We start from the raw sequence: 25,115 nt of genomic DNA, 5'->3' as shown, positions 1-25,115 counted from the left end.
CCACGACGGGCTGAGGCCGTCAGCCCGGGATCAAGCCGTCGTCGCGCAGCAGATCCCGGACCTCCTCCAAGGTCGCGTCCTGGGACGGCAGGATCAGTTCCGACGGCTCCAGGGAGTCGTCGGGCAAGGGCTCGCCCAGCTCGCGGACCTTGGCGAGGAGGGCCTCCAGGGTGCGGCGGAAGCCGGGGCCGTCGCCGTTCTCCATTTCCCGCAGGAGTACGTCGTCGAGCTTGTTGAGTTCGGTGAGGTGGCTGTCGGCCAGCCTCACCTGCCCCTCCCCCATGATCCTGACGATCATGTCGCCCATGTCGGCCTCCTAGGCGTGGACCCTACTGCTTGTCGAAGCGGGGGGTGTCCTGCGGCTGCTGCTGGGACTGCGACTGGCCCGTGCCGCCCTCGATCGCCTGCTGGGGCGAGCCTCCGGCGAGCTCCGCCTTCATGCGCTGCAGTTCCAGCTCTACATCCGTACCACCGGAGAGGCGGTCCAGCTCGGCCTGGATGTCGTCCTTGTGCATGCCGGACTGGTCGTCGAGGGCGCCCGAGGCGAGGAGTTCGTCGATCGCGCCGGCGCGGGCCTGGAGCTGTGCGGTCTTGTCCTCGGCACGCTGGATCGCGAGGCCCACGTCGCCCATTTCCTCCGAGATGCCGGAGAAGGCCTCGCCGATGCGGGTCTGGGCCTGGGCGGCGGTGTACGTCGCCTTGATCGTCTCCTTCTTCGTACGGAAGGCGTCGACCTTGGCCTGGAGCCGCTGGGCCGCCAGGGTGAGCTTCTCCTCCTCGCCCTGGAGCGTCGCGTGCTGTGTCTCGAGGTCGGTGACCTGCTGCTGGAGCGCGGCACGGCGGGACAGCGCCTCGCGGGCCAGGTCCTCACGGCCCAGCGCCAGCGCCTTGCGGCCCTGGTCCTCCAGCTTGGTGGACTGCGACTGCAGCTGGTTCAGCTGGAGCTCCAGGCGCTTGCGGGAGGTCGCCACGTCGGCGACACCCCGGCGCACCTTCTGGAGCAGCTCCAACTGCTTCTGATACGAGTAATCGAGGGTTTCGCGCGGGTCCTCGGCCCGGTCAAGGGCCTTGTTCGCCTTCGCGCGGAAGATCATCCCCATACGCTTCATGACACCGCTCATGGGCTTCGCGCGCCCCCTTCTGACGGACTTCCAGCTCCAGCTCTGCGACAGAACCCACAGTACGGGCCCTGCATCCATTGACGCACTGTTCGGGGACGGATGCGCTCATCCCCAAGGACGACTGCAAGCGCTCCCGCTCCGGCGTAGGGAGTAGGTGTCCCCCCAAGGAGACCCCTGCGGACTCCGGGGCCGGAAGCACGTGCAACGTCCCCTCTGTCCCTTACATGACGACTGGTGTTGCCGGATCGTTCCCCACCGGGCTGGGGTCCAACCCCGCCCACCCCGTACCCTTGGGTTTTGTGTTCCGTAGCCGTGCCAAGGAAGAGAAGGCAGCCGCCGTCGACAAGGCGTCGCTGACCGACTCCAAGCAGCCCCGTGACCCGCAGGCGAAGAAGGGTCGGCCCACGCCCAAGCGCAGTGAGGCCCAGTCCCAGCGCCGCAGCGTCGCCAACACCTCGATGACGCGCAAGGACGCCGCCAAGCGTCAGCGCGAGGAGCGCCGTGCCGCGCTGGAGCGGCAGCGCCAGGCGCTGGCCGGCGGTGACGAGCGGTATCTGCCCGCCCGTGACAAGGGTCCGGTGCGCAAGTTCGCCCGCGACTGGATCGACTCGCGGTTCAACGTGGCGGAGTTCTTCCTGCCCATGGCCGTGGTCATCCTGGTGCTGAGCGTGGTGCGGGTGGGCGCGCTGCAGAGCATCGCGCTGCTGCTGTGGCTCGTCGTGATCGTGCTGATCGTGCTGGACGCGATCGTCAGCGCCTTCCGGCTGAGGAAGCAGCTCGCCGAGCGCTTCCCGGACCAGAACACGAAGGGCGCCACCCGGTACGCCCTGATGCGCTCCCTCCAGATGCGTCGGCTCCGGCTGCCGAAGCCGCAGGTCAAGCGCGGAGAGCGGCCCTGAGCACTACGTCGTTCTCCGGGGGCGCGGCGGATGCCTGGCTGGGCAAACTGGGCGGTCTGCGCAATGCCGTACGGCAGGAGCTGGTGGCCCGGCAGCTCGACGAGCAGATAGCGGGGCGGTTCCCGGTCGGGCAGCGGCTGCGGGTGCTCGACGTGGGCATGGGGCAGGGCACACAGGCACTGCGGCTGGCGCGGGCCGGGCATCAGGTGACCGGGCTCGAGCAGGATCCGACGATGGTCGCCACCGCGCGCGAGGCCCTCTCCGGTGAGCCCGAGGGGATCCGCGAGCGGGTGCGGATCATCGAGGGCGACGGCCGGGACACCGGGGTGCACTTCCTGCCGGGCAGCTTCGACGTGGTGCTGTGCCACGGGGTGCTGATGTACGTCGAGGAGCCGGATCCGCTGCTTGCGGGGCTGGCCCGGATGCTGGCCCACGGCGGGCTGCTGTCGCTGCTCGTACGCAACGGCGACGCGCTGGCGATGCGGCCGGGGCTGTCCGGGGACTGGGCCGGTGCGCTGGGCGCCTTCGACACCGTGTCGTACACGAACCGGCTGGGCCTCGATGTACGGGCCGACCGCCTGGCGGCCCTGACCGCGACGCTCGCCGGCATCGCCGCGCCGCTGCACGCCTGGTACGGGGTGCGGGTGTTCACGGACACCGCGGCGGACGGGGCGGAGATCCCCGCGGACCTGGAGACCCTGCTCGCGGTCGAGGAGCGGGCCGGGCGGACGGATCCGTATCGGGGGGTGGCGGCGTTGCTGCACCTGTGCGGGGTGCGCGGCTAGCGCCGCGGGCTGTCTCGGTTTGCGGCTGCGCCGCGGGCCGCCATTGGCCGTCTGGCCGTCGATCACCTGCAGGCTCATCGTGGCTGGTCGCGCCCCGCGGCGGAGCCGCATATCAGCACAGCCCCGCGCCCCTTCGGGGCGCTGCCCGTTCGGGCGTATAGCGCAAGCCGGACATTCACCCCGAAGTGAGACTCGGGGCATGGACAGTGCCCGTAGCCGTGGCATCCGGCTGCTCGTTCCCGTCACCGCGCTCTGCTGTGTGCTCGCGCTGGTGTCGGGGTGTTCCGGCTCCGGATCCTCCAGTGGGCAGGAGAAGACGACCGCGCAGGCCGCGCAGGCCGTTGCGCCCATGGCGGGCAGTGATCTGCAGAGCGCCTACCAGACGGTGATCAAGGACGTTCTGCCGTCGGTCGTGCAGATCCAGGCCGACGGCGATCTGGGGTCGGGGATCGTCTACGACGACAGGGGGCGCATCGTCACCAACGCGCATGTCGTCGGGTACTCGAAGACCTTCAAGGTGACGACCGCCAACAGCGAGGACGCGCTCACCGCCCGGCTCGTCTACTCGTACCCGGACCAGGACCTCGCCGTCATCAAGCTGGACAAGGTGCCGGGCGGGCTGAAGGCGGCCGCCTTCGCGGACTCCTCGAAGGTGGCGGTCGGGCAGATCGTGCTGGCGATGGGCTCACCGCTCGGGCTGTCGTCCAGCGTGACGCAGGGCATCGTCTCGGCGACCGGGCGGACGGTGAGCGAGGGCCGCAGCGGCGGGGGCACGGGCGCGACCCTCGCCAACATGGTGCAGACGTCCGCGGCCATCAACCCGGGCAACAGCGGCGGCGCCCTCGTCGACCTCGACGGGCAGGTCATCGGCATTCCGACGCTGGCCGCCACCGATCCCGCTCTCGGCAACAGTGCGGCGCCCGGCATCGGGTTCGCCATTCCCTCGTCGATGGTGAAGACGATCGCCGACCAGATCATCAAGAGCGGCAAGGTCACCGACTCGGGACGGGCCGCGCTCGGCATCACCGGCCGTACGGTCGTCGACCACAGCTACCGGGCCGGCGGGGTCGCCGTGGTCGCCGTGAAGAGCGGCGGGGCGGCCGACAAGGCAGGCATCCGGGCCGGGGACGTCATCGTCAGGCTGGGGCACACGGACATCACCACCATCACGTCGCTGGCGGAGGCGCTGGCGGCGCAGAAGCCGGGTGACAGGACGTCTGTGACGTTCACCCGGAACGGGAGTCGGAAGAAGGTCGATGTGACGCTGGGCGAGCAGTGACAGGAGCAGGGGGAGCGAGCGGCCGGGTCGCGGCCGCTCCCTCCCCCTCCGTACCGGCTACGCCTCTTCGGCGTGCAGGCTCATCGGCCCGTAGATCTCCGCGGAGTCCTCGAACAGCCGCACCTGGTCGGCGCCGCCGTCCTGCAGGGCCTTCCAGTGCTCCCCGATCCAGGACTCGGCGTCACCCTGCGTGGTGAACTCCTCGGGCTGGACCGCGGGCTGGACCTCCGCCCCGTCGGCCTTCTCGAACCGCCACGTCCATGACGTCATGTACGCCTCCCGTGTCTGAGCACCTGCAGAGCAGAAGGCGGATCTTGGTCCGCCTCCTGCGCGAAGCCTAGTCGGATGGGCAGCACCTGCGCAGACACGCGAAAATCACTTCCGTGGAAGTGACTCTGCTCGGCACCGGTGCCCCCGTGGGCCTGCCCCGCCCCGACTGTCCCTGTGCTGCCTGTGCGACCGCGCTCGGCGCGGATGCCCGGGCGGCGACCGCGCTGCTCGTGGACGGGACCCTGTTGCTCGACCTGACGCCGGGCGCGGCGTTCGCGGCGGCGCGGGCCGGGCACTCGCTCGGCGGCGTACGGCAGGTGCTGTTGTCGCATCCGCACCGTGGGCCCGTGGTCGAGGTGCCGGCGGGGCTGCCGCAGCCCGGGCGGGTGCCGGACGGGCGGGAGTTGGCGCTGCTGACGGGGCATCGGGTGCGGGCGGTGGCGATGGACGGGCCCGGCACGGGGTACGCGGTGACCGGGCCGAACGGGCAGCGGCTGCTGTATCTGCCGCCGGGGGGCGCGCCGGCCGGTCTTGAGCACAACGGGGCCGTGGGGTACGACATGGTACTGACCGATGTGGTGGGGCGGCCGGACGCGCTGGCCAAGTTGCGGGCGGTGGGCGCCGTCGGCCCGACCACGGACGTCGTCGCCGTCCATCTCGACCACGACGTGCCGCCGGGGCCCGAGTTGCGGCGGCGGCTCGCGGCCGCGGGGGCGCGGGCCGTGCCGGACGGGGCGACGCTGACGGTGGGGGTGTACGAGGACGTTCCCGATGTGCCGCGGCGCACGCTGGTGCTGGGCGGGGCGCGGTCCGGGAAGTCGGTGGAGGCCGAACGGCGCCTGGAGGCCTTTCCGGACGTGCTGTACGTGGCGACGGGCGGCACACGGGGCGGGGACACGGAATGGGCGTCCCGGGTCGCCGTCCACCGGGAGCGCCGGCCGGGGTCCTGGCGGACGGCCGAGACCTGCGATCTGGTGCCCTTGCTGGCGGCCGACGGCCCGCCGCTGCTCATCGACTGTCTGTCGCTGTGGCTGACGGACGCGATGGACGTTGTCGGGGCGTGGGACGACGCCCAGTGGGCCGACGGCGGGGAGCGGGCCCTGCGGGAGCGGGTGCGGGAGCTGACGGACGCGGTGCGGGCGAGCAGGCGGACCGTGGTCGCGGTGTCCAACGAGGTCGGCTCGGGGATCGTGCCGGCGACCGCTTCGGGGCGCCGGTACCGCGATGAACTGGGGCGGCTGAACGCGGCGTTCGCCGGGGAGTGCGAGCAGGTGGTGCTGGTGGTGGCGGGGCAGGCGATGGTGCTACGGGGCTGAGGGTGCGCGGCGCGCGATGATCCGGTGGGTGTACGGGAACTGCCCGAGGAGGTGCCGGCTCCTCGCGAGGATCGTGCAGCCGTGGAAGTCGAGTTGGGTGCACAGGGCGGGCGACTGCGCCGGCTGGGTCTCGACGAGGAGGAGGCCGCCGCGGCGGACGAGCGTGAGGGCGGCGCGGAGTTCGGCGCGGAGGTCCGTGACGGGTGTGCGGTGCTGGAGGAGGGTGACGACGTCGTAGCGGCCGCGCAGGATCGTGGTGATGTGAGGGTCCGTCACATGCCCTACGAAGGCCTCCTCCACGCGCTCGGCGTGGCAGGCGTAGGACACGCGCGGGGTGGGGTCGAGGCCGTCGAAGGAGGTGTAGGGGAAGAGTTCGCGTGCGGTCCGGGGGAAGTGGGCGTCGCCCGTACCCACGTCCAGCCAGCTCTCCGGTTCGGGCAGGAGCCGCAGGACCGCGTGGGCCGCCGAGAGGTGGCGGCGCCGGTCACGGGCGCTGACATGGGTGCTCGGGTAGGTCATGGCGGCTCCCGGAGTGGTCGGACAATCCGCTGCAAAACGGAACGTATGGGATCCATATCCCGGGGGCAAAGACGTCACGCACGCGGGGTGCCCATGGGGCGCTGTCGCGTTCGGCCGGTGCCGGTACTGTTCGGCGAATGAGCTCGCTTAATCTCGACGACTTCACCGATCTGATCGAGCGTCCCGACGGCGGGGTGCGCCGCGACGCGGAGGCGCGCAGGGAGCGTCAGATCGTGCCGCCCGGGTCGCTGGGCCGCCTCGACGACCTGGGTGAGTGGCTGTCGGCGGCGCAGTCCGCCGTGCCGGTGCGGCCGATCGAACGGCCCCGGGTGGTCCTCTTCGCCGGCGACCACGGAGTGGCCGAACTCGGTGTCTCGGCGCGGCCCGCGGGCGGCGCCCACGAGTTGGTGCGGGAGATCCTGGAGGGCGGCCGCCCGGTGTCGGTGCTCGCCCGGCGGCTGGGGGTGCCGGTGCGGATCGTCGACATGGCGCTGGACTGCGACCCCGGCACCCTGCCCGACGAGGTCGTACGGCACCGGGTGCGGCGCGGCAGCGGACGTATCGACCTCGAGGACGCACTGACGGCCGAGGAGGCGGAGGCCGCGTTCCTGGCCGGCGTCGCGGTGGCCGACGAGGAGGCCGACTCCGGTACGGATCTGGTGGTGCTCGGCGATGTGAGCGTGGGCGGGACGACTGCGGCCGGGGTGCTGATCGCCGCGCTGTGCGGGACCGACGCGTCCGTGGTCACCGGGCGGGGCGGGCTCGCCATCGACGACCTGGCATGGATGCGCAAGTGCGCGGCGATCCGGGACGCGCTGCGCCGGGCCCGGCCGGTGCTGGGCGACCAGTTGCAGCTGCTGGCCACGGTGGGCGGGGCCGACCTCGCCGCGATCACGGGGTTCCTGCTGCAGAGTGCGGTGCGCAAGGTGCCGGTGATCCTGGACGGGGTCGTGACGGCCGCCTGCGCCCTGGTGGCGCAGCGGGTCGCCTTCCGGGCGCCGGACTGGTGGCTGGCCGCGCACGACAGCGGGGAGCCCGGGCAGGCGAAGGCGCTGGACCGGATGGCCCTGGAGCCGCTGCTCTCGCACGGGGTGACCGTGGGCGAGGGCGCGGGGGCGCTGCTGGCGCTGCCGCTGGTGCAGGCCGCCGCGGCGCTGGCCGCGGAGCTGCCGGAGAAGCCGCAGGCCTTGGGGGTACCTGAGAAGGATGAACCCGGGAACGAGTCGGCCGAGGACGTCGACACGAAGGAGGAGACCGAGTAGGCCGCAGGTGGGCCGAAAGTCGACGGAGCCGCAGACAAAAGGTGGATGGGTTCATCAAGGCATCGCCCATATGATCCTTACTCATGGGAGATGCCCGAATTGCCTCGCGGCGCGCTGCCGCATTCGCCGTCTGGTATTTGCGGGCCGTCGCGTTCGTCAATTTCCTCAGTGCCGTCTGGGTCTCTCTGGGGCAGGACGTGCGACGGCACAACCAGGAGAACTTCTTCACCCCGTATCTGCTGACCGCCGGTTTCGCCTCCGGGGTGTTCACGGCGTTCCTCGCCGTCACCATGCGGCGCCGCAAGCGCGCCGCGTGGATCCTCAACCTCGCTCTGGCCGGCTCGTTCCTCGGGCTGTTCGCTTTCGCGATGGCGTACCCGGAGATCCGGCAGTACGCCCAGAACTGGATCTCGCTGGGCCTGACGGCCCTGTTCGTCCTCGCCCTGCTGGTCGGGCGGCGGGAGTTCTACGCCAAGGGCGACCGCTCCAACCCGAAGCTCGCCGCCGCCGTCGCGGTGGGCGGCACGCTGGTCGCCTCGCTGTTCGCCGCGCTGCTGGTGACGGTCACCAACCAGGCACCGGACGCGGCCGTTTCGACGTTCCTCGAGCGCTGGCGCTACGGCACCCTGAGGCTCGTCTCCGTCGCCGTCGACGAGTCCCGCTTCCCCGGCATCGACGCGCCGAACTGGGTGAACGTCGCCATCAACGTGCTCAGCACGATCCTCGTCCTCGCCGTCTTCTACGCCGCCTTCCGCTCCCGGCGGGCCGTCGACCCGCTCACCGAGGACGACGAGAAGCGGCTGCGGGAGCTGCTGGAGCGGCAGGGCGAGCGGGACTCCCTCGGGTACTTCGCGCTGCGCCGGGAGAAGAGCGTGGTGTGGTCGCCGACCGGCAAGGCGGCCGTCGCGTACCGGGTCGTCGGGGGCGTCTCGCTGGCGTCCGGTGATCCGATCGGCGACCCGGAGGCCTGGCCGGGCGCCATCGAGCCCTGGCTCGCCGAGGCACGCGCGCACGGGTGGATCCCGGCCGTGATGGGGGCGAGCGAGGAGGCCGGCACGGTGTACGCGCGGCACGGCCTGGACGCCCTGGAGCTCGGCGACGAGGCGCTGGTGGAGGTCGCCGACTTCACCCTCGACGGGCGGGCCATGCGCACCGTGCGGCAGGCCTACAACCGGGTGAAGCGGGCTGGGTACACGGTGTGTATCCGGCGACACGAGGACATTCCGGCAGAGGAAATGGCGTATCTGCTGAAGCGGGCGGACGACTGGCGCGACGGGGCCACCGAGCGCGGGTTCAGCATGGCGCTGGGCCGGCTCGGGGATCCGGAGGACGGGCAGTGCGTGATGCTCGAATGCACCGACGGCAAGGGTGAGTTGAGAGCGCTGCTGTCCTTCGTGCCGTGGGGCCCGCACGGGCTCTCCCTCGACCTGATGCGCCGGGACCGCGGCTGTGACAACGGCCTGATGGAGTTCATGGTCATCGAGCTGCTGCGGCGCGCCCACGAGATCGAGATCACGCAGGTCTCGCTCAACTTCGCGATATTCCGTTCGGTCTTCGAACGTGGCGCACGCCTCGGTGCCGGGCCGGTGCTGAGGCTGTGGCGCTCGCTGCTCAGCTTCTTCTCGCGCTGGTGGCAGATCGAGTCGCTGTACCGCGCCAACGCCAAGTACCGGCCCATCTGGGAGCCGCGGTTCCTGCTCTTCGAGAAGAGCGCGGACCTGCCGCGCATCGGCATCGCCTCGGCGCGCGCGGAGGGGTTCCTGGAGGCGCCGGGACTGCCGAAGTGGCTGCACCGCAAGCACCTGGAGACGCACAGATGAGGATCGCCGGATGAACAGGCTCGCCCGCTGGGCCCGTGTCGAATGGGGATTCCTGTTCGTCACGGTGCGTGAGTCGCTGATGAAGCGGCGCTGGCGGGCGATCCCGATGACTCTCGGGGCGGTGGTGCTGACGACGGCCATACAGGTCGTGCAGAACCAGTCGTGGGGTTATCGGTTCGTGGAGAACACCGGGGGCGTGCGCGCCGAGGACCCGCTGTGGCTGTCGCTGCTGCGCACTCCCCTGTCGCTGTTCGTCCCGGCTCTCGACCTCCCCGTGTGGGGTGCGCTCGCGCAGGTCCTGTTCGTGTTCGGCGTCGCGGAGATCTGCCTCGGCCGCTGGCGCACCCTCGTCATCGCCTACGCCGCCACGCTCGCCGGCACGCTCTACGCCCGCCTGGGCATCTGGCTGGGCTTCGACAACCCCTTCGGACTGCCCTCCTCGGACGCCTGGGTCGTGGACACCGGCCCGTCGGCGGCGGTGGTGGGCCTCGCCGTGTTCCTCGGCTGGCGCTACGGCGCGTATGTCACGGCGTGCGCGGTGACGGCGGCGATGGCGGTCGAGGTCCTGCTGAAGGGGAATCTCGCCGGCAAGGAGCACATGGCGGCGATCGCGGCGGTGGGGATGCTGTGCTTCATCTCGGCGGTGCGGCATCGTCAGAGGCCGATGGCGCGGATCGAATCCGGGTCGGGTTTTCCACCGGTGAGATCTTGACCGTTCAACGACCGATGGCGCGGTCCGGTCGGGGGTCGGGCTTGCCGCCCAGGAGATCCTGCAGCCTGCGGCGGGGACCGGCCCACCGGCGGTCGTGGCGATAGGCCCGCAGCGTGGACTTGGCCCTGGCGCGCGGCCTGCGGCGGTAGAAGCGTCTGGCCCAGGGCGAGCCGGGGCGGGCCAGGCGGACCAGACCGATCAGACCGATGAACGGGACGATCACACTGAAGATCGCCATCCGCGCCTTGCCCTTGCTGAGCACGGCCAGCGAGAACAGGAAGTTGACCACCACGGTCGAGATCACGCCGCCCCGGTCGTGCAGCTCATCCTGGCTCATGTCGTTGACGCCGAACGGCGAGAACCCGGAGAGCACCAGCCCCACCAGGGCCGCCGTGAGGACGACGACCTCGACGCTCTTGCGGCCCTCCTCGGTCCAGTACACGTCGTCGAGGTGCAGAATCAGTGCGAACTCGTCGAGGACCAGTCCGGCACCCACGCCGAAGAGGACCGCGCAGACGGCCGCGCCGAAGCCGTACCGGCTGCTGGCCACCGCTCCGAAGCCGCCGACGATGATGAGGACCACGCCGGGCACGACGTGATGGATGTGCAGCCCGCCCGCCTTCACGTTCCCGAAGGGCCCCTTGCCGGCCCGGATGAGGCGGGTGACGAGCCGGGTGATCAGGAACGTCAGCACGAACGCGGTGAGGGCGAGCAACAGCGGCAGCTTGCCGGGCTCGATGATGTTGCGCTGCAACCAATGTCCCATATGCGCACTGTATCCACGGCCGCCTCGGCCCTCCCGCGCACCGGCCCGGTAGCCTGCGCCGGTGCTCAAGACCCCCTGGCCGGACGGCCTCCGCTTCGCCTTCGGCACCCTCACCGTGTTCCCGGTGAAGGTGACCCGCTGGGACCGGGACGCCGCGCGCGGCGGCATGCTCTGCGCCCCGCTCGCCGGGCTGGTCGTCGGCGGATGCGCGGCGCTGGCCGGCGTGGTGCTGCTGGCGCTGGGCGCGGGGGCGCTGCTCGCCGCCGTCGCCTCCGCCGCCGTACCCGCCGTCCTCACCCGCGGTCTGCATCTCGACGGCCTCGCGGACACCGCGGACGGGCTCGGCAGCGGAAAGCCCGCCGAGGACGCGCTGCGGATCATGAAGCAGTCGGACATCGGGCCGTTCGGGGTGATCACGCTCGTCTTCGTGCTGCTGGCGCAGGTGGCGGCGCTGGCTCAGGCGTACGGCGACTCGTGGGCCCGGGGTGCGCTCGCCGCGGTCGTCTCGGCGACGGCCGCCCGGCTGGCGCTCACCCTGGCCGCGCGGACGGGGGTGCCGGCCGCCCGCCCCGAGGGGCTGGGGGCGGCGGTCGCGGGCGTGGTGCCGGTGCGGGCGGCCACGGCCGCGGCGGTCGTGGTGACCGGTGCGGCGGCCGCCGGTGGTGCCCTCGTCGGGACGTACGACGTGGTCCGTACGGCGGCGGCGGTCGTCGCCGCCCTCGCCGTGGCCGAACTGCTGCTCCGCCACTGCACGCGCCGCTTCGGCGGGGTCACCGGCGATGTGTTCGGGGGGCTTGCCGAGACGGCTGGGACGGTTTCGCTCCTGGTGCTTTCGCTGGGGCAGTAGTCTCTTCCGCCGTACACGGACAAGTGATCGTGATCGGGGGATGTTCGTGCCGAAGCTTCGTCGTGCCATGGCCTGGTTCATCGACTTCGCGCTGGTGCTCACGCTGGCGTATCTGCTCGGCGTCCTGACCTTCCACCGGATAGCCGGGCTGCTCACCGACGCGCCCGAGCTCGCCACCCATGGCGGCTTCGATCTGCTGACCTCACGGGGCGACGTCGTCGGCGCCTCGGAGACCCTCGGGCTGTCGCTGTGGCGCAAGGCGGTGTTCGACGTGGAGGAGGCCTTCGGGATGCTGGTCGTGGCGACCTTCCTCTACCAGTGGGGCTGCCTCGTCTTCGCCGGAAGGACCCTCGGCAAGGGGCTGCTCGGGCTGCGGGTCAGCCCGTGCGCCCCCACCCGGGCCGCGGTGCGTGCCGCGGTCACCACGGGCGCCGACATCGCCGTCTACGCCGTCGCCTGCGTCCTGCTGGTCGAGGGCCAGTTCGTGCTGTCGGTGCTGGTGTGGGCGCTGGCCGTGGTCGTCTTCCTGCTCAACGCGCTGCTGGTCTTCTCCCCCACCCGCCGCTCCCTCGCCGACCGGCTGGCGGGCACGGCGGTCACCGGGCTCGGGGTCAGCACGCCCGGCGCCACACCCCCAGTTCGTACTTTTTGAGCATCGAGCTGAGCTTCAGCCGGCGGGACTGGGCGCAGAAGCGGCTGGTCGGCAGCTCGTACTCGACGTGGAAGACGGCCTTGCCGGCCGTGATGAAGGGCTTCTCGGCGGCGCACTCGCCGTACTGGGCGCACTGTTCGTTGACCGCGAAGTCGAAGTCCCCGACCAGCTGCGGGATCTGGTCCAGGTCGTTCTTCAGGCCGACCGCCATGCCCCGCTCGTGGGCCAGCTTCGCGATCAGGCGGTTGTAGCGGAGCTGGTCGGCGGCCTTGAGCGGGAAGCCGGTGGTGTTCTTGTAGCCGTCCATGTTGTCGGGCTCCACCGCGTCGAAGCCCTTCTTGCGGCACATGTCGAAGCGGGCCGCCATCAGCGGCTCCAGTACGTCGGTGCGGCGGATGTCGAGCCAGCGCTCGCCCTTCCAGCCGTTGCCCCTGCCGAGCACGGACTTGGGGAACTTCCTCGCGTCGGGGCGCCAGTCCTCCCAGGCGCCGGTGGAGAGGTAGCAGATGACCTTGCGGCCCTTGCCGTGCAGGGTGGCGACCGTGGCCTTCGGCTGGTCGAAGCCGTCGATGTCGTAGACCGGCGCGTCGACGGAGGTGTCGACGCGGCCGCTGAGCTGCCACTGCCAGGCCACACCGGGGCGCGGCTGCCAACGCCCGCCGGACATACCGGAGTCGGGCGCGCTGCTGCAACCTGCCGTCAGCACGAGCAGGGCGAGCGGGGCAAGCAGGCGTATCGGACGTTTCAACGAACAGGCTCCAGGGTGCGTAGAAGTGTTCCTCACGGATGATCTCCGATGCCGGCACCGCACACACCGCCCACACCGCCCACAGGAATGAGTGAAGGCGCACACACGCGTAGGCTCATCCCGAGTGTTCGCCGTACCGGGGAAGGCCCCGCTGAGACCGCACCCTGAGACCGGTTCTAGGGTCGGCTGTCGGGCCCGGTCGACCCACACAGATCGACCACAGAAACTTCACATTGGAAGCGAGAATTCACCACCGTGACTGCTCTCACTCTCAGCACCGCCGCGGCGGCCGGTCTTCGGGCCGACGCGATCGTGATCGGTGTGGCCAAGGGCGCGAAGGGCCCGGTCGTCGCACCGGGCGCCGAGGCCGTGGACAAGGCCTACGACGGCAAGCTCGCCGGCGTCCTGGAAACCCTCGGTGCCTCCGGTGCCGAGGGCGAGGTGACGAAGCTGCCGGCGCCGGCCGGCTTCAAGGCCCCGCTCGTGGTGGCGGTGGGCCTGGGCGCGGAGCCCGAGAAGGACTCCGGCTATGACGGCGAGGCGCTGCGCAAGGCCGCCGGTGCCGCGGCCCGCACCCTCACCGGCGCCAAGAAGGCCGCCTTCGCCCTGCCCGTCGGGGACGCCTCGGACGTCGGCGCGATCAGCGAGGGCGTGCTGCTCGGCGCGTACTCCTTCGACGCCTACAAGAACAACGCGGGCGGCAAGGACGCCAAGGACAAGAACGGCAAGGCGCCGCTCGCCGAGGCCTCCCTGCTGGGCGCCAGGCCCCGCGACAAGGAGCACAAGGCCGCCGTCGAGCGCGCCACCGCCGTCGCCGAGGAGCTCAACCGCGCCCGCGACCTGATCAACACCCCGCCGAACGACCTGAACCCGGAGGCGTTCGCCGCCGTCGCCACGGCCGCGGCCAAGGAGCACGGCATCAAGGTGCAGGTGCTCGACGTGAAGGCCCTGGAGAAGGGCGGCTACGGCGGCATCCTCGGCGTCGGCGCCGGTTCGGCGGCGGGTCCGCGGCTGGTGAAGCTGTCGTACTCCTCCGGCAAGGCGAAGAAGCACCTCGCGTTCGTCGGCAAGGGCATCACCTACGACTCGGGCGGCATCTCGCTGAAGCCGGCCGGCCACAACGAGACGATGAAGTGCGACATGAGCGGTGCGGCGGCCGTCTTCGCCGCCGTGGTCGCCGCCGCGCGCCTGGGTCTCGAGGTCAATGTCACCGGCTGGCTGGCGCTGGCCGAGAACATGCCGTCGGGTTCCGCGACCCGTCCCGGCGACGTGCTGCGCATGTACAGCGGCAAGACCGTCGAGGTCCTCAACACCGACGCCGAGGGCCGGCTGGTCCTCGCGGACGCGCTGTGGGCCGCCTCCGAGGAGAAGCCGGACGCCATCGTCGACGTCGCGACCCTGACCGGCGCGATGGTGCTGGCGCTGGGCAGCCGGACCTTCGGGGTCATGGCGAACGACGACGCGTTCCGCTCCGCGGTGCACGAGGCGGCCGAGGAGGTCGGCGAGCCGGCCTGGCCGATGCCGCTGCCCGAGCACCTGCGCAAGGGCATGGACTCCCCCACCGCCGACATCGCGAACATGGGCGAGCGGATGGGCGGCGGCCTGGTCGCCGGTCTCTTCCTGCGCGAGTTCGTGGGCGAGGGCATCACCTGGGCGCACCTGGACATCGCGGGGCCGGCCTTCAACGAGGGCGGACCGTTCGGCTACACGCCGAAGGGCGGTACGGGCACGGCGGTACGGACGCTGGTACGGCTGGCGGAGCTCACCGCGGCCGGCGACCTGGGGTGAGGTTGCTCTGAGAACGAGGGGGCTCCGCGCGCGGGTAGGGCGGAGCCCCCTCGTCGATGTGCCTCAGCCATCCGCTCAACTGAACGTGGGACGTCTCACACACCGGCCCGGCGTCTCGTTGCCCCTCGACAAGTGCGAAGATGGGGCACGGCAGGACAGGGCCCCCACCACAGGGCCGAAGAAAGAGCGGCCGGACACCAGCCGCCGACCGGTCGCGGACGACCGGCGTGGCGCACATGCATGGAGGACGTGACGTGGCGAACGACGCCAGCACCGTTTTCGACCTAGTGATCCTCGGCGGTGGTAGCGGTGGTTACGCCGCGGCGCTGCGCGGGGCCCAGCTGGGCCTGGACGTCGCCCTGATCGAGAAGGACAAGGTCGGCGGTACCTGCCTGCACCGGGGGTGCATCCCCACCAAGGCCCTGCTGCACGCGGGCGAGATCGCCGACCAGGCCCGCGAGAGCGAGCAGTTCGGCGTCAAGGCCACCTTCGAGGGCATCGACGTGGCCGCCGTCCACAAGTACAAGGACGGTGTCATCTCCGGCCTGTACAAGGGTCTGCAGGGTCTCATCGCGTCCCGCAAGGTGACGTACATCGAGGGTGAGGGCCGCCTGTCCTCCCCGACCTCCGTCGACGTCAACGGCCGACGCGTCCAGGGCCGTCACGTCCTGCTGGCGACCGGCTCCGTGCCGAAGTCGCTGCCGGGCCTGGAGATCGACGGCAACCGCATCATCTCCTCGGACCACGCCCTCGTCCTGGACCGCGTCCCGAAGTCGGCGATCGTCCTCGGCGGCGGCGTCATCGGCGTCGAGTTCGCCTCCGCCTGGAAGTCCTTCGGTACGGACGTCACGGTCATCGAGGGCCTCAAGCACCTCGTCCCGGTCGAGGACGAGAACTCCTCCAAGCTTCTTGAGCGCGCGTTCCGCAAGCGCGGCATCAAGTTCAACCTGGGCACCTTCTTCTCGAAGGCCGAGTACACCGCCGACGGCGTCAAGGTCACCCTGGCCGACGGCAAGGAGTTCGAGGCCGAGCTCCTGCTGGTCGCGGTCGGCCGCGGCCCGGTCTCGCAGGGTCTCGGTTACGAGGAGCAGGGCGTCGCGATGGACCGCGGCTACGTCCTGGTCGACGAGTACATGCGGACGAACGTCCCGACCATCTCCGCCGTCGGTGACCTGGTCCCGACGCTCCAGCTCGCGCACGTCGGCTTCGCCGAGGGCATCCTGGTGGCGGAGCGTCTGGCCGGTCTCAAGACCGTCCCGATCGACTACGACGGCGTGCCGCGGGTGACGTACTGCCACCCCGAGGTCGCCTCCGTGGGCATCACCGAGGCCAAGGCCAAGGAGATCTACGGCGCGGACAAGGTCGTCGCTCTGAAGTACAACCTCGCGGGCAACGGCAAGAGCAAGATCCTGAACACCTCGGGCGAGATCAAGCTCGTCCAGGTCAAGGACGGTGCCGTGGTCGGCGTCCACATGGTCGGCGACCGCATGGGCGAGCAGGTCGGCGAGGCCCAGCTGATCTACAACTGGGAAGCGCTGCCCGCCGAGGTCGCCCAGCTCATCCACGCCCACCCCACCCAGAACGAGGCGATGGGCGAGGCCCACCTGGCTCTGGCCGGCAAGCCCCTTCACTCGCACGACTGATCCCTCGGTCGACGAAGCGACGACACAGACTTCCGCACTTTCCGTAAGGAGCAACCGAAACCATGGCGGTTTCCGTAACCCTTCCGGCGCTCGGCGAGAGCGTCACCGAGGGCACTGTCACTCGCTGGCTGAAGGCCGAGGGCGAGCGTGTCGAGGCCGACGAGCCGCTGCTCGAGGTCTCGACCGACAAGGTCGACACCGAGATCCCCTCCCCTGCCGCCGGTGTCCTGGCGTCCATCAAGGTCGCCGAGGACGAGACCGTTGAGGTCGGCGCCGAGCTGGCCGTCATCGACGACGGCACGGGCGCCCCCGCTGCCGCCCCGGCCCCCGCCGCCGCCGAGGCCCCCGCCCCGGCCCCGGCTGCCGAGGCCCCCGCCCCGGCGCCGGCCGCCCAGCCCTCCACCGAGCAGGCCGCGCCCGCCCCGGCTCCCACCCCCGCGGCCACCGCCGGCGCGTCCGGCGCCCAGGGCACCGACGTGGTCCTGCCCGCGCTCGGCGAGTCCGTCACCGAGGGCACCGTCACCCGCTGGCTGAAGTCGGTCGGCGACTCCGTCGAGGCCGACGAGCCGCTGCTCGAGGTCTCCACGGACAAGGTCGACACCGAGATCCCGGCGCCCACCTCCGGTGTGCTGCTCGAGATCACGGTCGGCGAGGACGAGACCGCCGAGGTCGGCGCCAAGCTCGCCGTCATCGGCGCTCCCGGTGCCGCCCCGGCGGCCGCCCCGGCCCCCGCCGCTCCGGCGCCCGCCGCCGCTGCCCCGGCTCCGGCCCCGGCCGCCCCGGTGGCTCCGCCGGCCCCCGCGCCGACCCCGGCCCCGGCCCCGGCTCCCGCCGCACCGGCTCCCGCGCCCGCCCCGGTCGCCGCCGCTCCGGCTCCGGCCGCCCCGGCGCCCGCGCCAGCCGCTCCGGCTCCGGTGACCCCGGCTGCCCCCGCCCCTGCCGCGCAGGCCACCGACGAGGGCGCCTACGTCACCCCGCTGGTGCGCAAGCTCGCCGCGGAGAGCGGCGTCGACCTGGGATCCGTCAAGGGCACCGGCGTCGGCGGCCGTATCCGCAAGCAGGACGTCATCGCCGCCGCCGAGGCCGCGAAGGCCGCCGCCGCTGCTCCGGCTCCCGCCGCTGCCGCCCCGGCCGCCAAGAAGGCGCCGACCCTGGAGGCCTCTCCCCTCCGCGGTCAGACCGTCAAGATGCCGCGCATCCGCAAGGTCATCGGCGACAACATGGTCAAGGCGCTGCACGAGCAGGCGCAGCTGTCCTCGGTCGTCGAGGTCGACGTCACGCGGCTGATGAAGCTGCGCGCCAAGGCCAAGGACTCCTTCGCCGCGCGCGAGGGCGTCAAGCTCTCCCCGATGCCGTTCTTCGTGAAGGCGGCGGCCCAGGCGCTGAAGGCCCACCCGGTCATCAACGCCAAGATCAACGAGGCTGAGGGCACGATCACCTACTTCGACTCCGAGAGCATCGGAATCGCGGTGGACTCCGAGAAGGGCCTGATGACCCCGGTCATCAAGCACGCGGGCGACCTGAACATCGCCGGCATCGCGAAGGCCACGGCGGAGCTGGCCGGCAAGGTCCGCGCCAACAAGATCACCCCGGACGAGCTGTCCGGTGCGACCTTCACCATCTCCAACACGGGTTCGCGCGGCGCGCTCTTCGACACGATCATCGTGCCGCCGGGCCAGGTCGCGATCCTCGGCATCGGTGCCACGGTCAAGCGCCCGGCGGTCATCGAGACCGAGGAGGGCACGGTCATCGGCGTCCGCGACATGACCTACCTGACCCTCTCCTACGACCACCGTCTGGTGGACGGCGCCGACGCGGCCCGTTACCTGACCGCGGTCAAGGCGATCCTGGAGGCGGGCGAGTTCGAGGTCGAGCTCGGCCTGTAAGTCACAGGGCCTGTACGACGTGCCCCCGCCCGGAGCTTTCCGGGCGGGGGCACCGTCGTATGCGCCACCGGGGCGTCAGCCGGCGCCCCTGTGGGCATCCGCCGGCAGCCTGTCACGCCGACGATCGCGCCGATCACGGCCGCCGCGGCCGTCCAGCGCAGCGCTCCTCGTCGTCCCCCGACGCCCATGCCGTCCCCCTGCCGTTGCCAGGTGCGCCTCTTTGCGTGCGCCCTGCCGAACGCCACACGGATCGGTGCCGCCAGGTTCCGTAGGTGACACGGCGGTGACGGCTCCGGACCGCATCCGGTACGGGTCTTTACCGAGGGGCCGTGCCTGCCGGGCGTGTAAGTCTCGTCTCACCTGCATGAAAGCGCCCCCGTGCGCCCCTCCCGAACGGGCCCGCGGCCTTATTGTCTAAGCGTCAAACGCCCTTAAGGAGCTCTCATGACCGCGCCCGTCGTCCACTCGCTGCGCGAACAGATCCGCGAGCACATCGTGGAGGGGATCGTCAGCGGGCGCTGGAAGCCGGGCGAGCGGATCGTGGAGCGGCGGATCGCCACCGAGCTGGAGGTCAGCCAGACGCCGGTGCGGGAGGCGCTGCGCGAGCTGGAGTCGCTGCGGCTGATCGAGTCGGCGCCGAACAAGGGCGTACGGGTGCGGAACCTGACGGCGGCCGACCTGGAGGAGAGCTACCCCGTGCGGGCCGGCCTGGAGGCGATCGCGGCGGAGCTGGCCGCGGAGAAGCTGGCGGAGGACTGCTCGGCCCTGGAACCGCACGTCGTCGCGCTGTACGAGGCCGACCGCAATGCCGACGGCACGGGCCAGGTGCGGCACACGGTCGCCTTCCACCGCGAACTGGTGCGCGCCGCGGGCAACTCCGTGCTGCTGCACACCTGGGAGGGCCTGGGCATCGAGGTGTTCACGGCACTCTCGATCCGCTGGCTGGGCACGGTGCAGCAGTCGTACGCCGAGGAGCACGAGGAGCTCGTCCAGGCGTTCCGGCGCCGGGACCCCCGTATCGCGGAACTGGTGAAGGCGCATGTGCTGGGGTGCGCGCCGCGGGCGTGACACAGCCGAGCATACGTACGCTCACCTGCGAAAACCCTCGAAAATCGCGGCACCGGGTGCCCGTCCGAAAGGCACCGCGTGCCTACTTTCTCGTAATCGAGAAGTTTTGCCTGCAACCCTTTGATCGATCATCGATCAGGGAGTTAGAGTCGCCGACGGGCCACGCGACGGAAGCCGCGAGGTGTCACAGCACCCAGGCCCCACCGCCCTGTCCTGCCAAAGACAAAGGGCACCCCCCGAAACACCTCACAGGGAACCCCCTTCGACTGAGGAAGGCGGCGACATGACCGACCCCAACGCCATCCAGCCGAGCGAGCTCGACCAGCTCCCCGACCGGGACCCCGAGGAGACCGCCGAATGGCAGGCCTCCCTGGACGCGGTCGCCAAGGCGGCGGGCCCGCACCGTGCCGCGTATCTGATGCGCCGCACGCTGGAGCGCGCGGAGGGCACCGGTGTCACGCTGCCCAAGCTCCTCGAGACGGACTACGTCAACACCATCCCCACCGCCGCCGAGCCGGGCGTGCCCGGTGACGAGGAGATGGAGCGCAAGATCACCGCGTGGAACCGCTGGAACGCGGCCGCGATGGTGACCCGGGGCGCGAAACACGGCGTCGGCGGCCACATCGCCACCTTCGCCTCCGCGGCCTGGCTGTACGAGACCGGCTTCAACCACTTCTTCAAGGGCAAGGAGGCCGACGGCTCGGGCGACCAGCTCTACATCCAGGGCCACGCCTCCCCCGGCATCTACGCCCGCGCCTTCCTCGACGGCCGGCTGACCGAGGCGCACCTCGACAACTTCCGCCAGGAGGCCGGGGGCAACGGCCTGCCGTCGTACCCGCACCCGCGGCGCCTGCCCTGGCTCTGGGAGTTCCCGACGGTCTCCATGGGCCTCGGCCCGCTGTCGGCGATCTACCAGGCCCGCTTCAACCGCTATCTGACGGCGCGCGGCATCAAGGACGTCTCCTCGTCCCACGTGTGGGCGTTCCTCGGCGACGGCGAGATGGACGAGCCCGAGTCGACGGCGGCACTCGCACTCGCCAGCCGCGAGGGCCTGGACAACCTGACCTTTGTCATCAACTGCAACCTGCAGCGCCTCGACGGTCCGGTCCGCGCGAACTTCAAGATCGTGCAGGAGCTGGAGGCCCAGTTCCGCGGCGCCGGCTGGAACGTCGTGAAGACGCTGTGGGGTACGGCCTGGGACGAGCTCTTCCAGCTCGACACCACGGGCGCGCTCGTACGCCGGCTGCGCGAGGTACCGGACGCCCAGGTGCAGACGTACCAGACGCGCGACGCGGCCTACATCCGCGAGGACTTCTTCGGCAAGGACCCGGCGCTCGTCGAGATGGCGAAGCTGCTGAGCGACGACAAGATCCTCGAGTGTTTCCACCTGTCGCGCGGTGGCCACGAGGCCCGCAAGGTCTACGCCGCCTACAAGGCCGCCCTCGACCACAAGGGCGCCCCGACCGTGATCCTGGCCCAGACCGTCAAGGGCTTCACCCTCGGTGAGGGCTTCGCGTCGAAGAACGCCAACCACCAGATGAAGAAGCTGTCGGTGGACGAGTTCAAGAAGATGCGTGATCTGCTCGAACTCCCCATCTCGGACAGCCAGTTCGTCGACGGTCAGGTGCCCTACGGCCACCCCGGCGCCGACTCCCCCGAGGTCCGCTACCTCCAGGAGCGCCGCGCGGCCCTCGGCGGTCCGGCCCCGGCCCGCCGTACGCACGCGCTCGCGCCGCTGCCCGCCCCCGCCGAGAAGGCCTTCGCCTCCTTCGACAAGGGCTCCGGCACGCAGAACGTGGCCACCACCATGGCCTTCGTGCGCCTGATCAAGGACCTGGTCCGCGACAAGGAGACCGGCAAGCGCTGGGTGCCGATCGTCCCCGACGAGGCGCGCACCTTCGGCATGGAGTCGCTCTTCCCGTCCCTCGGGATCTACTCCCCCAAGGGCCAGACGTACGAGCCGGTCGACCGCGACCAGCTGATGTACTACAAGGAGGCCAAGAACGGCCAGATCCTCAACGAGGGGATCACCGAGGCCGGTTCGATGGCCGACTTCATCGCCGCGTCGACCGCGTACTCCACGCACGGCGAAGCGATGATCCCGTTCTACATCTTCTACTCGATGTTCGGCTGGCAGCGCACGGCCGACCAGATGTGGCAGCTCGGCGACCAGCTCGGCCGCGGCTTCCTGGTCGGCGCGACGGCCGGCCGTACGACGCTGACGGGCGAGGGCCTGCAGCACGCCGACGGCCACTCGCCGGTGATCGCCGCGACGAACCCGGCGGCGCTGACGTACGACCCGGCGTTCGCGTACGAGGTGGCGACGATCGTCAAGGACGGTCTGCGTCGCATGTACGGCGAGGCGGCGCCGGGCGAGGACCCGAACGTCTTCTACTACCTCACCGTCTACAACGAGCCGCTGCCGCAGCCCGCGAAGCCGGCCGGCCTCGGCATCGACGAGGGCATCGTCAAGGGCCTGTACCGCTTCAACACGGCGGAGTCGGCCGGGCTCTCGCCGGTGGCCAACGCACCGCGCATCCAGCTGCTGGGTTCCGGTACGGCGATCCACTGGGTGCTGGAGGCGCAGAAGCTGCTCGCGGAGGAGTGGGGCATCGCGGCCGACGTCTGGTCGGCGACCTCCTGGACGGAGCTGCGACGCGACGCCCTGGAGGCCGACGCGGCGCTGCTGCGCGGCGAGGAGCGCGTGCCGTACGTCCGCCAGGCGCTGCACGGCGCCGAGGGCCCGGTGCTCGCGGTCTCCGACTACATGCGCCAGGTCCCGGACCAGATCGCGCAGTGGGTGGACCAGGACTACTCCTCGCTCGGCGCGGACGGCTTCGGCCTCTCCGACACCCGCGAGGCGGCCCGCCGCCACTTCGGCGTCGACGCCCAGTCGATCGTCGTCGCGGCCCTGGCCCAGCTGGCCAGGCGCGGCGAGGTCAAGGCGACGGCGGTGAAGGAAGCGCGGGAGAAGTACGGACTGTAGAAGTCGGCCGTTGCGGCGGGTAGGAGGGCGCACATGCCCTCCTACCCGCCGCATGTGTTTTCAGCCAGTTGACCCGGGTTCTGCCGACAGGTCCGGGTTACGCGGTCTGGTGCACATGTTCCGCCTCCAGTACCTTGTGCTGATTCCTGAGGAAAAGGTGGTGGGGGCCTTGACCGAAGAGCAGCCGCGCACGCCCCGGGTGATGACCCGGTTGCAGCTGGACAACGCGGCCCGGCATGTCCTGAGGACGGCCAGGGAGGCGCAGGCGATGGTGCGGGGTGAGTACAGGGCAGAGGACGTCGAGGAGGTCCTCGACGAGTTGTACCTGGACTTCGCGGCGCTGACGGGCCGCTTCGACCTGTGCTGGCCCACCGACCTGTCGCCCGACAAGGCGGAGGAGCTGATCCGGCTCGTGACGGAGGCGGCCGTCTTCGTCCGGGCACACAACTGGCGCGCGTCCGACCTGCAGGCGATCCTGCACGTGGTGGGGCCGGGGCAGGAGGGGCCCCATGCCGGTGAACGCCTCATGACGGACTTCCTGGATGGGCTGGGCACACTCAGGCTGGTCAGGTCCGACGACGGCGCCGACTGGGAGTTCCGGCTGCTCAAGGAGGCGGCGGCCGGGGACGAAACGCTGACGACGACCGTGAAAGTGGCGCGCTACCTCCTGCACCCGTCGGCGCTGATGCTGTTCGGGGACACCACGGAGCTGCTGGCCGAAGCCGTCTACGCAACGAACGTCGCGCGATTCACCGAGTGCATGGACGGCATCGAGACGCTCGCCACTGAACCCGACTCGCCGGAACTCCACGACCTGCTGTGGGACCTCGGCGAGGAGCCGCCGGACGAACCGGATGCACTCGCCGCCATCGACGATGTGCCCCCGCGCCCGCCCGATGCCTCCGGGGTGGAACGGAAAGTGGACGAACTGCCGGACGAGGAGACGCCGACCCCACCTGGGCCAGTACTGGAGGACCCGGGCCCGGAACCGCCCGGCCTCGACCTGGACCTGCGCCTCCCCGGCGCGGGCCGACGCAGAGTCCGCCGCGTGCGGCGGGGCAACGGTTTGCCCCCGCTTCGGTAGCGGGCTGCCGGGCCGAGGGCGCCGACCCGCGTCGCCTTCGGCCCCACTCTGTCAATGGCCTCCCGCATCATGTCCGTATGCGCGCCGCCCGTCTCATCAAGATGGTCCTCCTGCTCCAGGGCCGGCCCTCCATGACCGCCGCCGAGCTGGCGCGTGAGCTGGAGGTGTCGGAGCGGACGGTGACACGGGATGCGCAGGCGCTGTCCGAGGCGGGCGTGCCCGTGTACGCGGACCGTGGCCGGGCGGGCGGTTACCGGCTCATCGGCGGCTATCGCACCCGGCTGACCGGCCTTGCGCGCAGTGAGGCCGAGGCGCTGTTCCTGTCCGGTGTACCGGGGGCACTGCGGGAGATGGGGCTGGAGGACGCGGCCTCCGCGGCCCGGCTGAAGGTGTCGGCGGCCCTGCTGCCCTCCCTGCGCGACGCCTCGAAGACCGCCGCGCAGCGCTTCCACCTGGACGCGCCGACCTGGTTCACCGAGCCGAAGACACCCGCGCTGCTGCCCGCCTTCGCGGACGCGGTGTGGGACGACCGGCGGGTCACCGCCCGCTACCGCAAGGGGGACCGCGAGGTCGAGCGGGAGCTGGAGCCGTACGGGCTCGTGCTCAAGGCCGGGGTCTGGTACCTGTGCGCGCGGGTGGCCGAACCGGACCGTGGGCCGTACCGCGTCTACCGCATCGACCGGTTCACGGCGGTGGACGTCTGCGCGGAGCGCTTCACACGGGACGAGGAGTTCGGCCTGCCCGCTTTCTGGACGGAGCAGGCGGAGCAGTTCGCGCGGTCGATCCTGCGGGCCGAGGTGGTCGTACGGCTGTCGGCGGACGGGGTCCGAAGACTTCCGTACGCCGTCGATCCGGCTTCGGCACGGGAGGCGTTGGCGGCCGCGGGGCCCCCGGACGAGGACGGGTGGCTCACGGTGACGCTCCCGGTGGAGTCGGAGCAGGTGGCGCACGGGCAGCTCACGGGGCTCGGCCCGGAGGTGGAGGTGCTGGCGCCGGAGAGCCTGCGCGGGCGTTTCGCGGACGATGCGGCACGGCTGGCCGCGCTGTACGACCGGCTGAACGGGACATAACAATCCGCCACACTCCACGTGCGCCCCACCCACCCAGGGCCGATGCTGGACCCGTGATGGAAGAGTCGGAGTTCTGGGAGCTGGTGGACGCCGCCCGCGAGGCCGCCGAGGGCGACCCCGAGGAGCAGGCGGACCTGCTGGTGGAGCGGCTTGTGGAGCTCGACCCGGAGACCGTCCTGGACTTCTCCCGGCATTTCGAGTCCCGCTACAACCGGGCCTACAGCTGGGATCTGTGGGGTGCCGCCTGGGTGCTGCTCGACGGGGCGAGCGACGACGCGTTCGACTTCTTCCGGTGCTGGCTGATCGGGCAGGGGCGGGAGGTCTACGAGGGAGCCGTGCACCACCCGGACTCGCTGGCCGACCTCCTGGACGACTTCGACGAGGAGATCGACGGGGACGGGGAGGAGCTGGGTTACGCGGCGGACGAGGCCTACGAGCAGCTCACCGGGACTGTCGCCCCCGACCTGGGCATCCCGGCCCCGGCTTCCGAGCCGGAGGGCACACCGATCGACTTCGAGAACGAACGGGCGCTGGCGGAGCGGTATCCCAAGCTGTGGGAGCGGTTCCGGGAGTGACGTTCACATCCGTGCATGA

The 25,115-nt window shown here is 71.1% G+C and carries 23 protein-coding genes; 17 read left to right on the top strand and 6 right to left on the bottom strand.

Annotated elements, in window-relative coordinates; genetic code table 11:
- Nucleotides 1–19: 19 nt before the first annotated feature.
- Together ACFY1U_RS03220 and ACFY1U_RS03215 are read right to left on the bottom strand one after the other, a co-directional pair.
- Nucleotides 20–298, bottom strand: coding sequence for a hypothetical protein (locus ACFY1U_RS03220; protein WP_390692835.1), 279 nt, complete (start codon nucleotides 296–298; stop codon nucleotides 20–22).
- 31 nt (nucleotides 299–329) lie between these two features.
- The gene (locus ACFY1U_RS03215; RefSeq protein WP_390692834.1) at nucleotides 330–1,094 is read right to left on the bottom strand and encodes a PspA/IM30 family protein; all 765 of its coding nucleotides are present in this window, start codon (nucleotides 1,092–1,094) and stop codon (nucleotides 330–332) included.
- Nucleotides 1,095–1,345: 251 nt separating this feature from the next.
- Between ACFY1U_RS03215 and ACFY1U_RS03210 the strand changes: the two genes are divergently transcribed.
- From ACFY1U_RS03210 to ACFY1U_RS03200, 3 genes are all read left to right on the top strand, one after another.
- Entirely contained in the window at nucleotides 1,346–2,020 is a 675-nt protein-coding gene (locus ACFY1U_RS03210; RefSeq protein ID WP_390692414.1) for a DUF3043 domain-containing protein, read from the top strand.
- An 83-nt stretch (nucleotides 2,021–2,103) separates the two neighbouring features.
- Nucleotides 2,104–2,805, top strand: a complete 702-nt coding sequence (locus tag ACFY1U_RS03205) for a class I SAM-dependent methyltransferase (protein WP_390692413.1) — start codon at nucleotides 2,104–2,106, stop codon at nucleotides 2,803–2,805.
- 199 nt (nucleotides 2,806–3,004) lie between these two features.
- Nucleotides 3,005–4,084, top strand: coding sequence for a S1C family serine protease (locus tag ACFY1U_RS03200; RefSeq protein ID WP_390692412.1), 1,080 nt, complete (start codon nucleotides 3,005–3,007; stop codon nucleotides 4,082–4,084).
- Between the two features lie 57 nt (nucleotides 4,085–4,141).
- Here ACFY1U_RS03200 and ACFY1U_RS03195 read toward each other — a convergent pair whose 3' ends face one another.
- Entirely contained in the window at nucleotides 4,142–4,354 is a 213-nt protein-coding gene (locus tag ACFY1U_RS03195; protein ID WP_365845313.1) for a hypothetical protein, read from the bottom strand.
- Between the two features lie 113 nt (nucleotides 4,355–4,467).
- Here ACFY1U_RS03195 and ACFY1U_RS03190 point away from each other — a divergent pair, with 113 nt between their 5' ends.
- Nucleotides 4,468–5,670, top strand: coding sequence for a bifunctional adenosylcobinamide kinase/adenosylcobinamide-phosphate guanylyltransferase (locus tag ACFY1U_RS03190; protein WP_390692411.1), 1,203 nt, complete (start codon nucleotides 4,468–4,470; stop codon nucleotides 5,668–5,670).
- Here the strand turns inward: ACFY1U_RS03190 and ACFY1U_RS03185 are convergent.
- Nucleotides 5,659–6,189 carry a methyltransferase domain-containing protein gene (locus ACFY1U_RS03185; RefSeq protein WP_390692410.1) on the bottom strand — a complete coding sequence of 177 codons (531 nt, stop codon included), beginning with the start codon at nucleotides 6,187–6,189 and terminating at the stop codon, nucleotides 5,659–5,661. The two genes, ACFY1U_RS03190 and ACFY1U_RS03185, sit on opposite strands and share 12 nt — an antisense overlap.
- A 137-nt stretch (nucleotides 6,190–6,326) precedes the next feature.
- Here ACFY1U_RS03185 and cobT point away from each other — a divergent pair, with 137 nt between their 5' ends.
- The 3 genes from cobT to ACFY1U_RS03170 all read left to right on the top strand — a co-directional run bounded on the left by cobT (nucleotide 6,327) and on the right by ACFY1U_RS03170 (nucleotide 9,983).
- A complete protein-coding gene (gene cobT, locus ACFY1U_RS03180; protein ID WP_390692409.1) occupies nucleotides 6,327–7,451 on the top strand; it encodes a nicotinate-nucleotide--dimethylbenzimidazole phosphoribosyltransferase in 1,125 nt (374 codons plus the stop codon).
- Between the two features lie 83 nt (nucleotides 7,452–7,534).
- Entirely contained in the window at nucleotides 7,535–9,271 is a 1,737-nt protein-coding gene (locus ACFY1U_RS03175) for a phosphatidylglycerol lysyltransferase domain-containing protein (RefSeq protein WP_390692408.1), read from the top strand.
- 10 nt (nucleotides 9,272–9,281) lie between these two features.
- Nucleotides 9,282–9,983 (top strand): hypothetical protein, encoded by a 702-nt coding sequence (locus tag ACFY1U_RS03170; RefSeq protein WP_390692407.1) that lies wholly within the window; start codon nucleotides 9,282–9,284, stop codon nucleotides 9,981–9,983.
- 4 nt (nucleotides 9,984–9,987) lie between these two features.
- Here ACFY1U_RS03170 and ACFY1U_RS03165 read toward each other — a convergent pair whose 3' ends face one another.
- Nucleotides 9,988–10,749, bottom strand: coding sequence for a hypothetical protein (locus ACFY1U_RS03165; RefSeq protein WP_390692406.1), 762 nt, complete (start codon nucleotides 10,747–10,749; stop codon nucleotides 9,988–9,990).
- A 61-nt stretch (nucleotides 10,750–10,810) separates the two neighbouring features.
- On the opposite strand from ACFY1U_RS03165, the gene ACFY1U_RS03160 reads away from it, so the two are divergent.
- The gene (locus ACFY1U_RS03160; RefSeq protein ID WP_390692405.1) at nucleotides 10,811–11,596 is read left to right on the top strand and encodes an adenosylcobinamide-GDP ribazoletransferase; all 786 of its coding nucleotides are present in this window, start codon (nucleotides 10,811–10,813) and stop codon (nucleotides 11,594–11,596) included.
- A gap of 46 nt (nucleotides 11,597–11,642) precedes the next feature.
- Entirely contained in the window at nucleotides 11,643–12,248 is a 606-nt protein-coding gene (locus tag ACFY1U_RS03155) for an RDD family protein (RefSeq protein WP_390692404.1), read from the top strand.
- Here ACFY1U_RS03155 and ACFY1U_RS03150 read toward each other — a convergent pair.
- Nucleotides 12,208–12,996, bottom strand: a complete 789-nt coding sequence (locus tag ACFY1U_RS03150; protein ID WP_390692403.1) for an endo alpha-1,4 polygalactosaminidase — start codon at nucleotides 12,994–12,996, stop codon at nucleotides 12,208–12,210. The genes ACFY1U_RS03155 and ACFY1U_RS03150 overlap by 41 nt on opposite strands.
- 255 nt (nucleotides 12,997–13,251) lie before the next feature.
- Here ACFY1U_RS03150 and ACFY1U_RS03145 point away from each other — a divergent pair, with 255 nt between their 5' ends.
- The 8 genes from ACFY1U_RS03145 (at nucleotide 13,252) to ACFY1U_RS03110 (ending at nucleotide 25,096) form a co-directional block, all read left to right on the top strand.
- Complete coding sequence (locus ACFY1U_RS03145; protein WP_390692402.1) at nucleotides 13,252–14,784, top strand: leucyl aminopeptidase; 1,533 nt, start codon at nucleotides 13,252–13,254, stop codon at nucleotides 14,782–14,784.
- Nucleotides 14,785–15,038: 254 nt separating this feature from the next.
- Nucleotides 15,039–16,427, top strand: a complete 1,389-nt coding sequence (gene lpdA, locus ACFY1U_RS03140) for a dihydrolipoyl dehydrogenase (RefSeq protein ID WP_115908590.1) — start codon at nucleotides 15,039–15,041, stop codon at nucleotides 16,425–16,427.
- A gap of 62 nt (nucleotides 16,428–16,489) precedes the next feature.
- Nucleotides 16,490–18,313 carry a 2-oxoglutarate dehydrogenase, E2 component, dihydrolipoamide succinyltransferase gene (sucB, locus tag ACFY1U_RS03135; protein ID WP_390692401.1) on the top strand — a complete coding sequence of 608 codons (1,824 nt, stop codon included), beginning with the start codon at nucleotides 16,490–16,492 and terminating at the stop codon, nucleotides 18,311–18,313.
- 444 nt (nucleotides 18,314–18,757) lie between these two features.
- A complete protein-coding gene (locus ACFY1U_RS03130) occupies nucleotides 18,758–19,381 on the top strand; it encodes a GntR family transcriptional regulator (protein ID WP_275771573.1) in 624 nt (207 codons plus the stop codon).
- A 283-nt stretch (nucleotides 19,382–19,664) separates the two neighbouring features.
- Nucleotides 19,665–22,367, top strand: a complete 2,703-nt coding sequence (gene aceE, locus ACFY1U_RS03125) for a pyruvate dehydrogenase (acetyl-transferring), homodimeric type (RefSeq protein WP_390692400.1) — start codon at nucleotides 19,665–19,667, stop codon at nucleotides 22,365–22,367.
- 169 nt (nucleotides 22,368–22,536) lie between these two features.
- The gene (locus ACFY1U_RS03120) at nucleotides 22,537–23,451 is read left to right on the top strand and encodes a hypothetical protein (RefSeq protein WP_390692398.1); all 915 of its coding nucleotides are present in this window, start codon (nucleotides 22,537–22,539) and stop codon (nucleotides 23,449–23,451) included.
- Nucleotides 23,452–23,528: 77 nt separating this feature from the next.
- A complete protein-coding gene (locus ACFY1U_RS03115) occupies nucleotides 23,529–24,521 on the top strand; it encodes a helix-turn-helix transcriptional regulator (protein ID WP_390692397.1) in 993 nt (330 codons plus the stop codon).
- Between the two features lie 56 nt (nucleotides 24,522–24,577).
- Complete coding sequence (locus ACFY1U_RS03110) at nucleotides 24,578–25,096, top strand: DUF4240 domain-containing protein (RefSeq protein ID WP_390692833.1); 519 nt, start codon at nucleotides 24,578–24,580, stop codon at nucleotides 25,094–25,096.
- Nucleotides 25,097–25,115 lie beyond the last annotated feature (19 nt).

The sequence above is a fragment of the Streptomyces sp. NPDC001351 genome (genome assembly GCF_042896045.1).
In the GTDB taxonomy this organism is placed as follows: domain Bacteria; phylum Actinomycetota; class Actinomycetes; order Streptomycetales; family Streptomycetaceae; genus Streptomyces.
This window is presented reverse-complemented; position numbering and strand designations above follow the sequence as displayed.

What these genes read in the sequence shown, in the direction of transcription:
- ACFY1U_RS03165 (WP_390692406.1), bottom strand. Translation starts at nt 10,749, where the DNA reads ATGGGACATTGGTTGCAGCGCAACATCATCGAGCCCGGCAAGCTGCCG.
- cobT (WP_390692409.1), top strand. Translation starts at nt 6,327, where the DNA reads ATGAGCTCGCTTAATCTCGACGACTTCACCGATCTGATCGAGCGTCCC.
- ACFY1U_RS03220 (WP_390692835.1), bottom strand. Translation starts at nt 298, where the DNA reads ATGATCGTCAGGATCATGGGGGAGGGGCAGGTGAGGCTGGCCGACAGC.
- ACFY1U_RS03175 (WP_390692408.1), top strand. Translation starts at nt 7,535, where the DNA reads ATGGGAGATGCCCGAATTGCCTCGCGGCGCGCTGCCGCATTCGCCGTC.
- ACFY1U_RS03185 (WP_390692410.1), bottom strand. Translation starts at nt 6,189, where the DNA reads ATGACCTACCCGAGCACCCATGTCAGCGCCCGTGACCGGCGCCGCCAC.
- ACFY1U_RS03115 (WP_390692397.1), top strand. Translation starts at nt 23,529, where the DNA reads ATGCGCGCCGCCCGTCTCATCAAGATGGTCCTCCTGCTCCAGGGCCGG.
- sucB (WP_390692401.1), top strand. Translation starts at nt 16,490, where the DNA reads ATGGCGGTTTCCGTAACCCTTCCGGCGCTCGGCGAGAGCGTCACCGAG.
- ACFY1U_RS03215 (WP_390692834.1), bottom strand. Translation starts at nt 1,094, where the DNA reads ATGATCTTCCGCGCGAAGGCGAACAAGGCCCTTGACCGGGCCGAGGAC.
- ACFY1U_RS03170 (WP_390692407.1), top strand. Translation starts at nt 9,282, where the DNA reads ATGAACAGGCTCGCCCGCTGGGCCCGTGTCGAATGGGGATTCCTGTTC.
- ACFY1U_RS03110 (WP_390692833.1), top strand. Translation starts at nt 24,578, where the DNA reads ATGGAAGAGTCGGAGTTCTGGGAGCTGGTGGACGCCGCCCGCGAGGCC.
- aceE (WP_390692400.1), top strand. Translation starts at nt 19,665, where the DNA reads ATGACCGACCCCAACGCCATCCAGCCGAGCGAGCTCGACCAGCTCCCC.
- ACFY1U_RS03200 (WP_390692412.1), top strand. Translation starts at nt 3,005, where the DNA reads ATGGACAGTGCCCGTAGCCGTGGCATCCGGCTGCTCGTTCCCGTCACC.
- ACFY1U_RS03130 (WP_275771573.1), top strand. Translation starts at nt 18,758, where the DNA reads ATGACCGCGCCCGTCGTCCACTCGCTGCGCGAACAGATCCGCGAGCAC.
- ACFY1U_RS03195 (WP_365845313.1), bottom strand. Translation starts at nt 4,354, where the DNA reads ATGACGTCATGGACGTGGCGGTTCGAGAAGGCCGACGGGGCGGAGGTC.
- ACFY1U_RS03210 (WP_390692414.1), top strand. Translation starts at nt 1,346, where the DNA reads ATGACGACTGGTGTTGCCGGATCGTTCCCCACCGGGCTGGGGTCCAAC.